This is a genomic window from Pengzhenrongella sp. (assembly GCF_036565025.1).
Taxonomy (GTDB): domain Bacteria; phylum Actinomycetota; class Actinomycetes; order Actinomycetales; family Cellulomonadaceae; genus Pengzhenrongella.
Genome location: NZ_DATCNW010000055.1, coordinates 1 through 16042 on the forward strand (window position 1 = coordinate 1; position 16042 = coordinate 16042).

14 protein-coding genes are annotated in these 16042 nt (G+C 72.9%); 4 read left to right on the forward strand and 10 right to left on the reverse strand.

The window, feature by feature from the left end; translation table 11 throughout:
• The 5 genes from VIM26_RS02795 to VIM26_RS02815 form a co-directional block, all read right to left on the reverse strand.
• Positions 1–499: amidase family protein (locus tag VIM26_RS02795; RefSeq protein ID WP_331948818.1), on the reverse strand; the 499-nt coding region annotated here is incomplete at its 3' end.
• Positions 500–531: 32 nt separating this feature from the next.
• Entirely contained in the window at positions 532–4134 is a 3603-nt protein-coding gene (gene uca / locus VIM26_RS02800; RefSeq protein ID WP_331948796.1) for an urea carboxylase, read from the reverse strand.
• Positions 4135–4136: 2 nt separating this feature from the next.
• Positions 4137–4835: an urea amidolyase associated protein UAAP2 gene (locus VIM26_RS02805; protein ID WP_331948797.1), complete on the reverse strand. Its 699-nt coding sequence runs from the start codon at positions 4833–4835 to the stop codon at positions 4137–4139.
• Positions 4832–5704 carry an urea amidolyase associated protein UAAP1 gene (locus VIM26_RS02810; RefSeq protein WP_331948798.1) on the reverse strand — a complete coding sequence of 291 codons (873 nt, stop codon included), beginning with the start codon at positions 5702–5704 and terminating at the stop codon, positions 4832–4834. The genes VIM26_RS02805 and VIM26_RS02810 overlap by 4 nt, the downstream gene beginning before the upstream one ends.
• A gap of 127 nt (positions 5705–5831) precedes the next feature.
• Positions 5832–6506: a TetR/AcrR family transcriptional regulator gene (locus VIM26_RS02815; protein WP_331948799.1), complete on the reverse strand. Its 675-nt coding sequence runs from the start codon at positions 6504–6506 to the stop codon at positions 5832–5834.
• Between the two features lie 135 nt (positions 6507–6641).
• On the opposite strand from VIM26_RS02815, the gene VIM26_RS02820 reads away from it, so the two are divergent.
• Both VIM26_RS02820 and VIM26_RS02825 read left to right on the forward strand, forming a co-directional pair.
• A complete protein-coding gene (locus VIM26_RS02820; protein WP_331948800.1) occupies positions 6642–8177 on the forward strand; it encodes a sodium:solute symporter family protein in 1536 nt (511 codons plus the stop codon).
• Positions 8178–8251: 74 nt separating this feature from the next.
• Positions 8252–8761: an amino-acid N-acetyltransferase gene (locus tag VIM26_RS02825; RefSeq protein WP_331948801.1), complete on the forward strand. Its 510-nt coding sequence runs from the start codon at positions 8252–8254 to the stop codon at positions 8759–8761.
• 57 nt (positions 8762–8818) lie between these two features.
• Here VIM26_RS02825 and VIM26_RS02830 read toward each other — a convergent pair whose 3' ends face one another.
• On the reverse strand, positions 8819–9817 hold the full coding sequence (locus VIM26_RS02830) for an A/G-specific adenine glycosylase (RefSeq protein ID WP_331948802.1): 999 nt from the start codon (positions 9815–9817) through the stop codon (positions 8819–8821).
• Between the two features lie 106 nt (positions 9818–9923).
• On the opposite strand from VIM26_RS02830, the gene VIM26_RS02835 reads away from it, so the two are divergent.
• Complete coding sequence (locus VIM26_RS02835; protein ID WP_331948803.1) at positions 9924–10556, forward strand: hypothetical protein; 633 nt, start codon at positions 9924–9926, stop codon at positions 10554–10556.
• A gap of 27 nt (positions 10557–10583) precedes the next feature.
• On the opposite strand, the gene disA is transcribed toward VIM26_RS02835, so the two are convergent.
• From disA to VIM26_RS02850, 3 genes are all read right to left on the reverse strand, one after another.
• Positions 10584–11669 carry a DNA integrity scanning diadenylate cyclase DisA gene (gene disA, locus VIM26_RS02840; protein WP_331948804.1) on the reverse strand — a complete coding sequence of 362 codons (1086 nt, stop codon included), beginning with the start codon at positions 11667–11669 and terminating at the stop codon, positions 10584–10586.
• A gap of 50 nt (positions 11670–11719) precedes the next feature.
• The gene (gene radA, locus VIM26_RS02845; RefSeq protein WP_331948805.1) at positions 11720–13132 is read right to left on the reverse strand and encodes a DNA repair protein RadA; all 1413 of its coding nucleotides are present in this window, start codon (positions 13130–13132) and stop codon (positions 11720–11722) included.
• Positions 13133–13239: 107 nt separating this feature from the next.
• Complete coding sequence (locus VIM26_RS02850; RefSeq protein ID WP_331948806.1) at positions 13240–14043, reverse strand: hypothetical protein; 804 nt, start codon at positions 14041–14043, stop codon at positions 13240–13242.
• Between the two features lie 128 nt (positions 14044–14171).
• On the opposite strand from VIM26_RS02850, the gene VIM26_RS02855 reads away from it, so the two are divergent.
• Positions 14172–14837 (forward strand): hypothetical protein, encoded by a 666-nt coding sequence (locus tag VIM26_RS02855; RefSeq protein ID WP_331948807.1) that lies wholly within the window; start codon positions 14172–14174, stop codon positions 14835–14837.
• Positions 14838–14861: 24 nt separating this feature from the next.
• On the opposite strand, the gene VIM26_RS02860 is transcribed toward VIM26_RS02855, so the two are convergent.
• Positions 14862–15896 (reverse strand): lysylphosphatidylglycerol synthase domain-containing protein, encoded by a 1035-nt coding sequence (locus VIM26_RS02860; protein WP_331948808.1) that lies wholly within the window; start codon positions 15894–15896, stop codon positions 14862–14864.
• Positions 15897–16042: the final 146 nt, after the last annotated feature.

Here is a 16042-nt window from a genome sequence, read left to right on the forward strand (position 1 = left end):
ATCCGGCGGTGTCCGTGCCGAGCGCGGCGTCCGCGATGCCGAGGGCGACCGCCACCGCCGAGCCGCTGCTCGAGCCGCCCGAGATCCGGTCCGGGTGGGTCGCGTGCCGCACGGCTCCGTACGGGCTGCGGGTGCCGACCAGGCCGGTCGCGAACTGGTCCAGGTTGGTGCTGCCCAGCACGACGGCACCGGCCGCCCGCAGCCGGCCCACGGCGGTCGCGTCCCGGTCGGCGGGGCCGGTCGCGTAGGTCGGGCAGCCGGCCGTGGTCGGCAGGCCGGCGATGTCGATGTTGCCCTTGACCGCGACCACCAGCCCGGCGAGCGGGAGGTGCTCGCCGGCCGCGGTGCGCGCGTCGACGGCCGCCGCGTCGCTCAGGGCGCGGGACTCGTGGCGCAGGTCGATCCACACCTCGGGGCGGTCGACGTCGGCGATGAGCGCGTAGGCGGCGAGCACCCGGTCGATCGCCGGGGTGCAGGTGGCGCGGGGGACCGGGCGCACGATCTGGTCCGGGTGCACGATCTGGTCCGCGCTCACGCGGCGGCCCGCTGCTCGAGCACGACGAGCACCTCGCCCGGCCCGACCTGGTCCCCCGGGGTCACCACGATCTGGATCACGGTCCCGGACTGCGGTGCCACCACAGGAGCCTCCATCTTCATCGCTTCGAGCGCCACGAGCACCTGACCTGCGACGACGACGTCGCCCGGGCGCACATCCACCCGGAACACGGTCGCCACGAACGGTGCCTCGATCCCCGAGCAGCCCGCGGGGATCTCCACGGCCGGTGCCGGGGGTGCCGGCTCGGGCTCGGGCCTGGGGTCGAACTCCCCGGCCGCCGCCCACGCGTCGCGTTCCGCGCCGAACGCCGTGGCCTGGTCCGCCCGGAAGGACGCGATCGAGGCGGCGTTCTCGGCGAGGAAGCGGTCGTGCGCACAGATCGCGAACTCGCCGTCGTCGATCTGGATGTCGAGCCGGCCGGCGGCCATCGAGGCGCGCTGATCGAGCAGCTCGTCGGCACCGACCGGGTGCCAGCTGATCCGGTCGAACGGCCGCAGCAGCCACGGCGTGCCCGGCTCGAAGGCGCCGCGCTGGGAGTGCGTGGACCAGACCTGCACGGTCCGGCCGACGAACTGGTAGCCGCCCGGGCCCTCCATCCCGTAGATGCACAGGTAGGAGCCGCCGATGCCGACCGCGTTCTGCGGGGTCCAGGTCCTCGCCGGGTTGTACTTCGTGGTCACCAGCCGGTGCCGCGGGTCCACGGGCGTCGCGACCGGCGCCCCGAGGTAGACGTCGCCGAGGCCCATCACGAGGTACTCGGCGTCGAACACGGTGCGGTAGACGTCGTCGACCGTGGCCAGGCCGTTGGCGCGCCGGATGAACTCGATGTTCCAGGGGCACCACGGGGCGTCGTCGCGCACACCGTTCATGTACCGCTCGATGGCCTCGCGGGTGGCGGGGTCGTCCCAGGACAGCGGCAGGTGGACGGTCCGGCTCGGCACGACGAGGTCGGCGGTCGCGGGCAGGTCGTCCTCGAGCTCGCGGACCAGGTCGAACATGGTGGCGACCGGCAGTACGTCCGGGTCGAGGTGCACCTGGAGCGAGCGGATGCCCGGGGTGAGGTCGACGATGCCCGCGCGGCCCTCGGCGACGATCCGTTCGGCGAGGGCGTGCACGCGCATCCGGGCGGCGAGGTCCAGGGACATCGAGCCGTACTCGATGAGCAGGTTGTCGTCGCCCGAGCGCCGGTAGGTCACCTCGGGGTCCAGCGAGCCGGTCGCGCCCGCGGTGGGCGCCCGGCGCGCGAGCACGCCGCCGTCGAGCAGCGCGGGACGCGAGGCGCGCGGTGCTCGCTGGGGCCGCGCCCGCAGCTCGGCGGCCTGCGCGTCGTCGATCGGCACGAACCGCACGGTCGCCCCGGGCCGGAGCTGGCCGAGCTTCCACAGCTGCCCGACGGCGACCGTGGCCGGGCAGGTGAACCCGCCCAGGCTCGGGCCGTCCGGGCCGAGCAGGATCGGGATGTCGCCGGTGTAGTCCACGGCGCCGACGGCGTACGGGGTGTCGTGGATGTTGGACGGGTGCAGCCCCGCCTCGCCGCCGTCCGGGCGCGCCCAGGTGGGTTTCGGGCCGACCAGCCGCACTCCGGTGCGTGCCGAGTTGAAATGCACCTGCCAGCTGGCCGCGTACAGCTCGGTGACGTCGCCGGAGGTGAAGAACTCCGGGGCGGCGTGCGGTCCCTCCAGGGCGCCGATCCGCCACTCCTCGGTGAACGTGGGGCGGTCGGTCGCGTGGACCGCCCGGGGGAGGTGGGTCGACATCGCCCGAGCCGGGGGAGGCCCGAGCGGGACGACGTCGCCGGTGCGCAGCGGCGAGCCGGTCATCCCGCCGATCTCGCCGAGGTCGAACGTGGCGGCCGACCCGAGCACCCGGGGCGCGTCGATCCCGCCGCGCACCAGCACGTACGTGCGCATCCCGGTGTCGGGGGCGCCGATGTCCAGGACGCCGTCGGCCGGGACCTGGACGGGCTCCCACTGGTGGGCGCGGGTCCCGTTGACCGTGACCTCGACGGGGGCGCCGGTGACCATCACCGTCGCAGCGCCTGCGAACCGCAGCGCGGGACCCGCGAGGGTGCACTCGAGGCCGGGCGCACCCTCGGGGTTGCCGAGCGCGAGGTTGCCGAGCCGGAAGGACAGGTCGTCCATCGGGCCCGACGGCGGGATCCCCACGTGCCAGTACCCGGTCCGCCCGGGCCAGTCCTGGATCGTGGTGAGCAGGCCGGGTCGCAGCACCTCGAAGCGCGGGGTCGCATCGCGCAGCCCCGCGACGGTCGCGGTCGAGTGGGTGACCGCGCGGACCTCGGGCGAGGCGGCGATGGTCCGTAGCAGGCCAAGGTTCGTCGTGACCCCGTCGACGCGGGTCGCGGCGAGCGCGGTCGCCAGGTGTGCCCAGGCCGCGGTCCGGTCGGGGCCGGCCGTGATGACCTTCGCGAGCATCGGGTCGTAGTGCGTGCTGACCTGCGCGCCGGCCTCGAGCCAGGTGTCGACCCGGACGCCGTCGGGCGCGGCGAAGGCGGTAATCGTGCCGGCGCTGGGCAGGTGGTCGCGGTCGGGGTTCTCGGCGTAGATCCGGGCCTCGACGGCGTGCCCGCGCGGCTCGACGGGGGTGCGGACCACGTCGGTGTCGCCCTGGGCGAGGCGCAGCATCCACTCGACCAGGTCGATCCGGTAGACCGCCTCGGTCACCGGGTGCTCGACCTGCAGGCGGGTGTTGACCTCGAGGAAGGCGGCCTCCTCGCGCTCGGCGTCGTACAGGTACTCCACCGTCCCGGCTGACCGGTAGGCGACCGAGGCGGCGAGGTCGCGGCCGGCGTCGGCGATCCGGCGCCGCAGCGCGTCGGGCAGGTTCGGCGCGGGCGCCTCCTCGCAGACCTTCTGGTGGCGGCGCTGCAGCGAGCAGTCGCGGTCGCCGAGCGTGACGACGTGGCCGAGCCCGTCGCCGAAGAGCTGCACCTCGACGTGCCGGGCCGCGGTGACGAGCCGTTCGAGGAATACCCCGGTGGACCCGAAGCTGGCACCCGCGACGCGGCGCACGTTCTGCCACCCGACGGCGAGGTCGTCGGGGCCGTGGCACGCCCGCAGGCCGACGCCGCCGCCGCCGGCGGTCGCCTTGAGCATCACCGGGTACCCGATCCGCTCGGCGGCCGCGACGGCCTCGTCGAGGGTCGCGAGCAGGCCGGTGCCCGCGAGCATCGGCACGCCGACGGCGGCGGCCGCCTCGCGGGCGGTGTGCTTGGCACCGAAGACCTCGAGCTGGGCGGGCGTCGGGCCGACGAACGCGATCCCGGCGGCCTCGGTCGCGCGGGCGAAGCCCGCGTTCTCCGACAGGAAGCCGTAGCCGGGGTGAATGGCTCCGGCCCCGGCGGCCAGCGCAGCCTCGACGATGGCGTCGCCTCGCAGGTAGGACGCCGTCGCCGGAGCGGGACCGATCCGCACGGCGTCGTCGGCCAGGTGGGTGTGCGCGGCGCCGGCGTCCGCGTCGGAGTAGACCGCGACCGTGCGCAGGCCCATCGAGCGCGCGGTCTTGATGATGCGCACCGCGATCTCGCCGCGGTTGGCGACCAGGAGGGTGTCGAACGGCACCGCTACAGGCCCCGCGCCGGGGTCCGAGCCGGCGTTTGTGCCGGCGTCGGATCCGGGTCGGTGACCACGAGCCGCACGGGCGTCGGGTCGAACCCGTTGCACGGGTTGTTGATCTGCGGGCAGTTCGAGACGAGCACCAGGACGTCGGTTTCGGCGCGCAGCGTCAGGCTCAGTCCGGGCGCCGAGATGCCGTCGACGATGCCGAGCGCGCCGTCCGGGTCGACCGGGACGTTCATGTACCAGTTGATGTTCGAGACGAGGTCCCGCTTGCCGAGCCCGTGCCGGGAACCCTCGGCGAGGAAGTTCTCCACGCAGGCGTGCTGGCCCGCGGTGTGGTGGCCGTAGCGCAGCGTGTTCGACTCCTTGGAGCAGGCCCCGCCGATCGTGTCGTGCCGGCCGCAGTCGTCCGCGACGACGGTCATCAGCGGCGAGTGCTCGCAGTCGCGCAGCACGCTGCCCGTCGTGAGGAAGATCGAGTCCTGGCCCTGGAGCGTGTCGGGCGCGCTGTAGCGCCGCGCGGTGTCCCAGGCGTCGTAGGCGAGGAAGTCCACGGCCTGGTTGCCCTCGAGGTCGATGATCGTCAGCAGGCTCCCTGCCGGCACGACCGCCGACCACGCGGACCGCGCGGGCACGATCTCGTCGCGCGTGATGGTGCCGGCCGGGAGGTTCGGCGTCGGGGTGGTGGTGGCCGTGGCTGTCATCGGATCCCCTTGGGGGTGAGGTAGGCCGCCGTGTTCGCATAGGCGCGCCGCGCCTCGGGCGTCGCGGTCCATTGCGGATCGTCGGGCGTCGTGGGCGAGTCCCGCCAGGCGAGGAACTCGATCGGGCCGCACGAGTACTCCGGGCGCGGGTCGAGCGGGTGGGCCGTGTTGGCGATCAGGAGGACCAGGGGCAGCTCGGCCCGGATCGTCACGCTCGCGCCGGGTCCGGCCGAGCCGAGGAAGCGGGGGGCGCCGTCGTCGTCCACGGTGACGCCCTGGAAGAACGAGACGCTCGGCGGCAGGTCGCGCCGGCCGAGGCCGTGCTTGGCGGCGGCCAGGGTGAACAGCTCGCGGCCCGCCGGCGTCGCGCAGTGCGCCGCACCGTCGCCGTAGCGCGCGGCGTTGTAGGTCTGGGTCGTGGTGCCGAACAGCGAGTCGTGCCGGCCCGAGGAGTCCTCGGTGATCGTCGCGAGCGCGCGGCCCTGGTCGCTCAGCAGCAGGCAGCCGGCCGTCAGGTAGGCCTGCCACTGGATCTTCACGGTGTCGGCGACGTTGAGGCGTTCCCACGGCTCGTCGGCGTTGTAGGCGAGCAGGTGCGCGCACGCGTCGCCTGCGAGGTCCGTCAGGCGCACCGACGTGCCGCGCGCGACGACGAGGTGCGTGTAGCCCCCGCCGTGCACGGTTTCCGCCCAGACCAGCCGGTCCGCGCCGACGCCGGCGGGCGGGGACGGCCATGCGCTGGCCGGCAGGGTCGCCATGGCCGCGCCGCTGTTCGCGCCGGCGGCCTCCTGGGCTCGGGCGTGCGCGCGGGCACCCGCGGTCGTCGCCGTTCCATCGGTGCGCGCATCGCCGGTCGTCTGTGTGGACATGGGACATCCCCCAACGGGTCTCACTCATTCCTGTCAACTGACAGGAATCAGCGTCGCGCACAAAGATTCCGGTGCCGTGACCGTTGTGTGTCGACCTTGTTACGCTCCGGCGTGTCGCGCGGGGTGGCTACAGGGCGCGGCTCTCCGCGACGGCGCGCGTGATCTCGCCGGCCGGCAGCCCGAGAATGCGCAGGGCCGCGATACCCACGCCGTCGAGCAGGCGGCCGGAGTCGAGCTCGGCGCCGGCGCCGCGCAGCGCGATGACGCTCTCGACCAGGCCGAAGACGAGGTCGCTCAGGATGTCCGGTGGCGGCCCGCTCGCGCCGTCGGGCCCGGTGGATGCCAGGACCTCCGAGATGAGCTGGTGGTAGGCCTCGCGCAGCCGACGGCGATCGGCCCGGAACTGCGCGAACCGCTCCTCGCGCACCTCGGGGAGCAGGTACAGCGCCCCGATGTTGTAGGCGGAGGTCAGCAGCAGCGAGCAGTCGAAGCTGACCAGCGCGTGCAGCCGTCCGGCCGCGCTGCCCGGTGCGGTGAGCAGTCGTTCGGCGGCCGCGAGCGAGGGCCGCACCGTGCGTGCGAGCAGCTCGGCGAGCATCTCCTGCTTGCTGGCGAAGTGGTAGTAGAGCGAGGCCTGCCGAAGCCCGACGGCCGCCGCGATGGTGCGCGTCGAGGTCGCCTCGAAGCCGCTCTGCACGAAGTTCCGGGCGGCCGCGTCGAGGATCTGTTCGGCCGCCGACCCAGTGGGCTGCGGTGAGGTGCCGACTCTTGGTCGGCCCTGGCTGCGTACCGGGGATGCCACGGTCGCCATCGTAGGCGGTTCCGCGCGTGGGCCGGATCGTTAACGTAGAAGTTTCCTCCCTGCATCAAGAACGACACGGGAGGGGTGGTGAATGAAACCTGTCGGCCGATTCCGAACTCGTCATCAGGAGCCATCGTGATCATTGCTGGAGTCGGGATCAGCGTTCTCGTCGTCGTTGTCGTCGGGATCGTGGTCGCCCGGAAGGTCGATGGCGACAGCGCCAACTATCTGGTCGCGGGACGAAGTCTCGGGATCCCGCTGGTGGCCGCCTCGCTCATGGCGGCGGCGGTGGACTCCAACGCGACGGTCGGCAACACGGACCTGACCGCGACCTTCGGGTTCTGGGCGGGGGCCTCGCTGCCGATCGGGCTCGCGATCTGCCTGCTGATCACCGGGCTGTTCCTGGCCAAGCCGCTGAACCGGATGGGCCTGTTCACGCTCGCCGACTTCTTCCGGCTGCGCTACGGGCGCGGCGTGGAGGTCGCGTCGTCGATCCTGATGATCTTCGCGTTCGCGATCCTGATGGCCGGCAACCTGGTCGCGTGCGGGTTCCTGCTCGAGCGGTTCCTCGGCATCGACTACACCCTCGGGGTGGTCATGGCGGTCGTCCTGGTGCTCGTCTACACGATCGGCGGCGGGATGTTCTCCGACGCCTACACCTCGGCGATCCAGATCTCCATCACGGTCGTCGCGACGATCGCGATGCTCTGGTGGGTCGGGACGTCGATCGGGTTCTCGATCCCGGACGGCATGGGACCGCTCGACCTCGGCCAGCTCACCTCGACCGACCAGGGAGCCGCGGTCAACTGGGCCACGCTCGTCTCGCTCGGCATCGGGGACATCGTGGCGATCGACTTCATGCAGCGCATCTTCGCCGCCAAGAGCCCCGAGGTGGCCCGCCGGTCCTGCCTGACCGGCGCCGCCGGGACGGCGATCATCGGCGTCAGCTACGCGATGGTCGCGCTGACCGCCGCCTCGACGCTCGGGCTCAAGGCGTCCGACGGTCCTGTGCTGTTCGCGCTGCTCGACGACTACGCCCCGCCCGGCCTCGCGATCCTCGTGCTGTCGGGGATCGTCGCCGCATCGTTCTCGACCGCGTCGGGGGCGATCCTCGCGACGTCGGCCGTCGCCGTGCGGAACATCTTCGGGGTGCGGCGCGCGGTCTCGACCGGCCACGACCCGCTGCTTCGCTGGACGCGCGTGGCCATGATCCCGATCGTGATCGTCGGCGTGCTGATCGCGCTGCGGGTCGCGCAGACCGGAATCCTGCTCACGCTGGCGTTCGACCTGCTGCTCGCGGGGCTCGTGGTGCCGTTCCTGCTCGGCGTCTTCTGGCGGCGCGGCGGGACGCGGGCGGCGGTCGCGGCGCTCGTCGTGGGGCTCACGGTACGGCTCGGGCTGTTCGTACTGACGCCGACGATGTACGGCGTGCCGAACGACGTGCTGTACGTGCACAACACTCTGGTCCCCGCGACGTTCGACGGCTGGCCGACGATGTACGGCGCGCTCGCGTCGCTGGTGGCGTACGTCGTAGCGGCGATGGCGTGGCCGCGTACGATCACCGAGGAGGCCTGGGCGATCGCGGACGGTCTGCCGTCGGAGGCCGTGGCACCGGCCGTGGCACCGCCGAGCTCGCCGGCCCCGGTCGGTGCTGTCGAGCCGACGACGTGAATCGCGGTGCGCTCGCGCGGGGACGCGGGCGGACGGTCGTCGTCGTGCGGGGGCGGCAGGCATAGGTTGTGGCGGTGTCCAGCCCTGAGCTCAGAATCCGCCCCGCCCTGCCGGCCGACGTGAACGCGATCCGCGATCTGGTGTCGCCGTACGCGAACGGGCGGATCCTGCTGGCCAAGGAGCTGGTCGGATACTACGAGGGGGTCCAGGAGTTCCTGGTGGCCGACGCCGGTCCGGGCGAGGTGGTCGGCTGCGGCGCGCTGCACGTGATGTGGGCCGACCTCGCCGAGATCCGCACGCTCGCGGTCTCGCCGGACTGGACCGGCCACGGCATCGGGCACTCGCTGCTCGACGCGCTCGTCGAGCGGGCCCGGGGGCTGGGGCTGCGCCGGCTGTTCTGCCTGACGTTCGAGGTGCAGTTCTTCGAGGCGCACGGCTTCAAGCAGATCGAGGGCACCCCCGTCGAGCCCGACGTCTACGCCGAGCTGCTGCGCTCGCACGACGACGGCGTCGCGGAGTTCCTCGACCTGGCCCGCGTCAAACCCAACACCCTGGGCAACACCAGAATGCTCATCGAGCTCTGAAGACCACCATCGCCGAGAGTGGAGTAACCGCCGCCTGAAAGCGTTTTCCAAGGGCGGTTACTCCACTCTCGGCGGAGGGTTCTGGGGGAGGCGGTAGGCGTGGGGGCTCGTTGCGGGGAGGGGTTCGGCCAGGCCGTCTTTGACCAGGCCGGTCAGGGCGCGCTCGAGCTGGGACCGGTCGGGCCAGGCCGCTTCGACGCTCGCGCGGGGGACCGGGCCGTGGGTAGCCCGGAGCAGGGCCATCACCCGGCCGCGGGCCTGGCGGTCGGTGCCCGCCCAAGCCTGGGTGCGCCGGTTGGCGGCGTGCGCGTCCGACGGATGGCCGGCGGCGCGCCACGCGCACAGGCTCGCGACCGGGCACGCCTCGCACCTGGGCGCCCGGGCGGTACAGACCAGGGCGCCGAGCTCCATCGAGGCGGCGGCCCACCGCGCGGCCCGGTCCGGCTCGAGCGGGACGAGTGCGGTCGCGGTCCTGAGCTCGGCCGCGGTCTGGCTCGGCGGGGGCAGCGCGGTGCCGGTCACGGTCCGCGCGAGGACGCGCCGCACGTTCGTGTCGAGCACGACCGAGCGGCCACCGTGCGCGAAGGCGACCACCGCGGCCGCGGTGTACGGGCCGATCCCCGGCAGCGCGAGGAGGTCCGCCTCGTCGCGCGGCACGACGCCGGCGTGGCTCGTCGCGATCGCGCGGGCGCACTCCTGCAGGCGCAGCGCGCGCCGCGGGTAGCCGAGACGGCCCCAGGCCCGCAGCACGTCCGCCGTACCGGCCGCCGCGAGGTCGTCGGGGGTCGGCCAGCGGGCCATCCACTGCGTCCAGGCGGGGAGCACGCGCACGACCGGCGTCTGCTGGAGCATCACCTCGCTGACCAGCACGCCCCAGGCGGTGCGATCGGCGGCGCGCCAGGGCAGGTCGCGGGCGTGCACGGTGAACCAGTCGAGGATCGCGGTGCGCAGGTCGCTCGCGCGGTGGTCCGGGCGCAGATCGGTCGCGGGCGGGGCCAGGTCGGGGTCCGCCGCGTCGGGCGCCGTCGTCGGGCGGGGTCCTCGGGCGCGCGGCATATGCGCATCCTCTCCCGGATCGAGGCGTTTTCGGCGAGCCCTTCGCCGGCACGCGCTCGCGCGGCCCTAGTTTGGTCCTGGGTCAGTCGCGATGGAGGGGAACCGCATGAGCACGATGCTTCGGCCGGTCGGTCCGAACCCTCCTCGGGTGTACTGGATCCGGCGGATCGTGGTCACGGTGGTGTTCCTCGCTGTGGTTGCCGGCCTCGTGTTCGGGGTCGTGTGGGTCGTGGCGTTCGTCGGGGCGCGCGCGGCCGGCTCACCGGCGGCGGACCCGCCCGCGGCACAGGCGCCGGCGGCGGCCGCCGCCGCGAACGACGCCAATGCCAACAAGGCTCCGGCGATCCCGGTGGACTGCAAGGCGGCGGATCTCGAGCTGTCGCTCGTCACGGACGCCGCGACCTACCCGGCGGGCGCCAACCCGGTGCTGACCGCGACCATCACCAACACGGGCAGCAAGGCGTGCACGGTCGACGGCGGCGACGTGAAGCGGGTACTGGTCGTGCGGTCGGGCGGGGACAGGATCTGGGCGTCCAAGGACTGCGCGACGGCCGACACCGCGTCCAAGCAGCTGCTGCTCGCACCGGGTGCCCGCGAGGTCGCCAAGGTTCCGTGGGCCCGGGACCGCAGCGCGAAGAGCTGCCCGTCGGGCCTGCCGGCGCCGAAGGCCGGGACCTACGCGGCGACCATGACCCTGCTCGGGGTGACCACCGAGCCGGCGGCCTTCACGCTGCAGTGAGCGGTCCGTGCGGACCGGTGCACGCCGTCAGACGTAGCGTTCGAGGATGCTCGACTCCGCGAGCCGGGAGAGCCCCTCGCGGATCGCGCGGGCGCGCTGCTCGCCGATGCCCTCGACCATCATGAGCTCCTCTATACCGGCCGCGAGCAGCTTCTGCAGGCTCCCGAAGTGCCCGACCAAGCGGTCCACGATGGGCCCGGGCAGCCGCGGCACGAGGGACAGCAGCCGGTAACCGCGCGGGCCGACGGCGGCGTCGAGCGCGTCGCCGCCGCCGGGCAGGCCCAGCACCCGGGCGATGTGCGCGTGGTCGAGCAGCTCGGTCGAGTCCAGCTCGGCGAGCGCGGCCTGCACGTCGATCGCGCCGAGGTCCTTGCGGGAGGTCTCGACGTAGTCGCGGATCACGGCCTCGCGGTCCGCGCTGATCCCGCCGATCAGCTCGTCCAGCTGGAGCGCGAGCAGCCGCCCGTCGGTACCGAGCTCGATGACGTACCCGGCGATCTCCTCGGAGATCCGGCGCACCATCTCCAAGCGCTGCACGACGGCGGAGACGTCCCGCACCGTCACCAGGTCCTCGATCTCGAGCGCGGAGAGGGTCCCGCTGACCTCGTCGAGGCGGGACTTGTACCGCTCGAGCGTCGCGAGGGCCTGGTTCGCGCGCGACAGGATCGTGTCCGCGTCCTCGAGCACGTAGCGGAACCCGCCCACGTACAGCGCGACGATCCGCATCGACTGGGACACCGAGATGACCGGGAACCCGGTCTGCTTGGCGACGCGTTCGGCGGTGCGGTGCCGGGTGCCCGACTCGGTCGTCTCGATCGTCGGGTCCGGGAGCAGCTGGACGGCCGCCCGCAGCACCGTCGTCGCATCCTTGTCCAGGACGATCGCGCCGTCCATCTTGGCGAGCTCGCGCAACCGGGTCGCGGAGAACTCGACGTCGAGCACGAAACCGCCGGACGAGATCGACTCGACGGTCTTGTCGAAGCCGAGAACGATCAGCGCGCCGGTGCGGCCGCGCAGGATCCGGTCGAGTCCCTCGCGAAGCTCCCCGCCGGGCGCGACCGCGGCGAGCGTCGCCCGCAGCAGGTCGTCGGGGGTGAGGTGGGATGTTGCCACGTGCGGATCCTAACGTTGCCTGAGTCCGGGAGCCCGCCGATCCGGCCCGACTACGCCGTCCGAACGAGCGGACCGCTCGCCACGACGACCGCATCGGCCAGGTCGGCGACCTCCAGCAACGTCATTCCGGCGGGCAAGGCGCTCGGTTCGACCGAGCCGACCGGCACGACGGCGTGCGTGAAACCGAGCCGGGCAGCCTCCGACAGGCGCTGCGACACGCCGCTGATCGGACGGATCTCGCCGGCGAGGCCGACCTCGCCCAGCGCGACCACCCCCGCGAGCAGGGGCACGTCCTGGACGGCGCTCGCGACGGCGAGGGCGAGCGCCAGGTCGCAGGCCGGTTCCACGGCGCGCGCGCCACCCACCGTGGAGACGTACACGTCCTTGTCGGCCAGCGGCGCGCCGACCCGACGCTGCAGCACGGCGAGCACCATCGCGAGGCGGCTCGAGTCCACCCCGCTGGTGGTCCGGCGCGGGTTGCTCATCGCGCTGGTCGCGACGAGCGCCTGGATCTCGGTCGCGAGCGGCCGCCGGCCCTCCAGGGTCACCGTGACGCAGGTGCCCGACACGTGGTTGAGGATGTGCGAGACGAACATCCCGCTCGGGTCGGTGAGCCCCACGATCCCGGTCTCGGACAGGTCGAAGCAGCCCACCTCGTCCGTCGGGCCGTACCGGTTCTTGGTCGCGCGCAGCAGCCGCAGCCGCGAGTGCCGGTCGCCCTCGAACTGGCAGACGACGTCGACCAGGTGCTCGAGCGTGCGCGGCCCGGCGATCGAGCCGTCCTTGGTCACGTGCCCGACGAGCACCGTCGGGATGTCGCGATCCTTCGCGACCGTGATCAGCGCGGCCGCGACCTCGCGCACCTGCCCGACGCCGCCGGGTGCGCCGTCGATCTGCGACGAGGCGATCGTCTGGACCGAGTCGACGACGAGCAGGTCCGGAGCGACCACGTCGACGTGCCCGAGGACCGCACCGAGGTCGGACTCGGCGGCGAGGTAGAGGTTCGGATCCAGTGCGCGGATGCGTTCCGCGCGCAGGCGCACCTGGCCGGGGGACTCCTCGCCGGTCACGTACAGCACGCGACGGCCGCCCCGGGCGGCCCGTGCCGCGACGTCGAGCAGGAGGGTCGACTTGCCCACGCCCGGTTCGCCCGCGAGCAGGACGACGGCGCCCGCGACCAGCCCGCCGCCGAGCACCCGGTCGAGCTCGTCCACGCCGGTCGGCCGGGCCCGCGCGGCCTCGACATCGATCTCACCGATCGGCTGGGCCGGATTGCGGGACGGGACGGTCGCGACGGTGCGGGGGGCCGCGCCGCCGGGGCCGGTGTCGGCCACGACGCTGCCCCACGCCTGGCACTCGCCGCACCTGCCGACCCATTTCGCGGCCATCCAGCCGCACTCGGCGCAGCGAAAGGAGCTTCGGGCTGGACGTTCGGCGCGCTTGGCGGTCGAGGAGGAGGCCATGTCGCGAAGGCTAACCGCACCCACCCACGCCGTCGGCCAGGCACCCTCGCCCCGCGAGTTGTCAGACCCAACGCGGTCCCTGGGGCGCGCTGGACCTGACAACTCGGTCAGGGCTGGTGCGCGATCCTCGTGGCCGGGTGGACCGTGAGGGGGAGCAGCGTGCGGGCGCCGAGCAGCTCGGCGCCCTGGCGGGCGATCTCGGCGTACGCGGCGTCGCCGACGAGCTCGCGCAGCTCGTCGGCCAGGGAGGCGTAGACCGGTTCCGCGCCGACGTGGGCCAGCGGGTTGCCGGTGCAGTACCAGTCCAGGTCGTGCCCGCCGGGGCCCCAGGCCCGGCGGTCGTACTCGGCGATCTGGACCTCGAGGTAGCTCGTGCCGTCGGGTCGTTCGACCGTGCGGTACGTGCGGCGCAGGGGAAGCTGCCAGCAGACGTCGGGCTTGGTGTGCAGCGCGGCGACCCCGAGGTTCGCGGCGAGGTGGTGCAGCGCGCAACCGGCCCCGCCGGCGAAACCCGGGTCGTTCAGGAACACGCAGGCGCCGTCGAGCACGCGGGTCTTGCGCGCGCCGTCCTCGTCCGTCTCGGTCCAGTCCGCGGGCTGCGGCCCGACGGCGGCGCGGCGCTGCCAGGTCTCGGCCGTCAGCTTCGCGACCTGGCCCGCGACGCGGGACTCGTCGTCGTCATCGGTGAAGTGGGCGCCCAGGGTGCAGCAGCCGGCGTCGGGCCGGTCGGCGTCGATGCCGGCGCAGCCGCGGCCGAAGATGCAGGTCCAGGACGACGTCAGCCAGGTGAGGTCCACCCGGAAGACCTGCGAGGGCCCCTCCGGTTCGTCCACGGGATCCCAGTCGGGATCGGCGAACTCGCCCCAGACGCGGGCGAAGTCGAGCGGAACCTCACCGCGCGGATCGAGCATCGCAGCATCGTACGTGCGGCAAACCTCCGCCGGCTTCGCCGAGTGGCGCAGCCCCGACGTCGGGCGGGGTTGCGTAGGGTTCGCTGCGACGCAGCGCCGACGGGCGCCGGCGCACAGGGGAGGCACGGATGAACGACATCACGCCGGGTAGCGAGGCGGAACCCGCCGAGAACGCCACCGGGTCGCGCCGGCGGACCATCCTGATCGTCGCCGTCGTGGGCGCGCTCGTCGTCGTCGGCGCGATAGTCGCCGGGGCGGCCGGGGCGGCCGGGGTGTTCGGCGCAGGGGAACCGGCCGCGGTCCCGTCGCCCAGCACGGTCACCCTTTCCTCGCCGACGCCGACCGTGAAGCCCGCGGCGCGCAAGCACATCTCCGCGTTCGCGGACAAGCTCCCGGGCTCGGTCCTCTCGTACGCCTTCGCCGGCATCGCCCCGCACCCGGGGTTCGTCTCGGCCGGCGCCATCGAGGCCTACAAGGTCGACTACTCCGCCGGCGGCAAGGCCAAGGTCACCGTCTACGCCGGGCAGTGGGAGACCGCCAAGGAGGCCGGCGCGGTGTACGGCTCGCTGATCAAGGCGCCCGCCGCGGCCAAGGTGCCCGCCAAGGGAGCCGCGACGCCCGCGAAGCCCACGACCGGAAAGGTCTGGGTCGCCGGACGGCCAGTGGGCCACTGGAAGATCACGAAGGCGCCCGACGGCACCGGCTCGGCCATCTGGACGAACGGCACTGCGCTGTTCCGGGTCGTCGGCCCGGCGAACGTCGTCGAGGACTTCTTCAACGCGTTCCCGCTCTAGCCACCGGGCCGGGTTCGTCGCTGATTAGGTCATGACCCGGGACCGCCGGGGCGGCCAGGCAGCGAACAGACCCGCCAGGATCAGGTCGGCAAGCAGGATGATCACCCGCGAGGCGATGACCACCGCGACGACCTGACCCGCGGTGAGCGCCGCCGCCAGCACGATGCCGAGCACCACCTCCCGCATCCCTGCGCCGGCCGGTGCCGGCAAGAACAGCACTCCGGCCGAAACGGCCAGACCCATGCCACCGACACAGAGCATCAGCAGCCCGGTACTCGGTGCGCTGATCGCCCCAGCCAGCAAGGCCAGGTGTGCTCCAAAGGCAATCCAGCCCAGGGCCGACCATCCGAGCGCCGTCATCGTCGCCGCGCCCGTCATCCGCACGTCGAGCGGATTCCTTCGCAGCACCCTGAGCACCAGGTCGAGGAGGAAGGGCAGAGAGCGGGGATGAGCCAAGGCCAACAGCAGGGGCAGCGCAGCGAGCGCCCACCAGAATCTGTGCAGTGCGGCCGGCGACGAGAACGGCAGCAGAAGTCCGGCAAGCACAACGCCGACGCAAATGCTGAGTACGACGGCCACCAAGTTCGCGGCGAGCATCGACTTGCGGTTCGCCCCGCGACTGCGGCCGGCCTCCATCTGCATCACGATCGGCCAGACCGAACCCGGTAGGTACTTGCCCAGCTGGCTCACGAAGAAGACGCGAGCACCGTCGATGACCCCGAAGGGCACCTCGAGTCCGATCAGCACCGAGCGCCATTGCAGGTAGGTACCGATGGTGCCGAGCAGTGCCGCCGCGAGGCTGAGTGCGAATCCTCCGACGCCGATCCGCTGGATGCTGTCGAGGAAGGCCTGCCGGTTGCGGCCGGCGACCACCGCCGCGGCCACCAGGACCAGTACCAGCACCAGGACGCTGACGAGTTCACGTGCGCGCGAGGCCCTCGGAGACTCGGAGTCCCGCCCGCCAACGTCGATGACCATTTCGCCCACAATATCGCGTCCTTCGGACGTGGCCGGGAAACACGGGAGTCTGCCGGGGCCCGGCGAAAGACGCGGGTTCACCGACGTGGCATATCGTCGAGTCGCGCAGTTTAGTGGGTCTCGTCGCTTTTGGCGCGTGATTGTCGTGTCTGTGCGGAGTTGTCGCAGGTGCCCGCCTCGGACGACGTCGCCCGAGGCGGGCACCGCGGTCGGTTTGCTCCAGACGC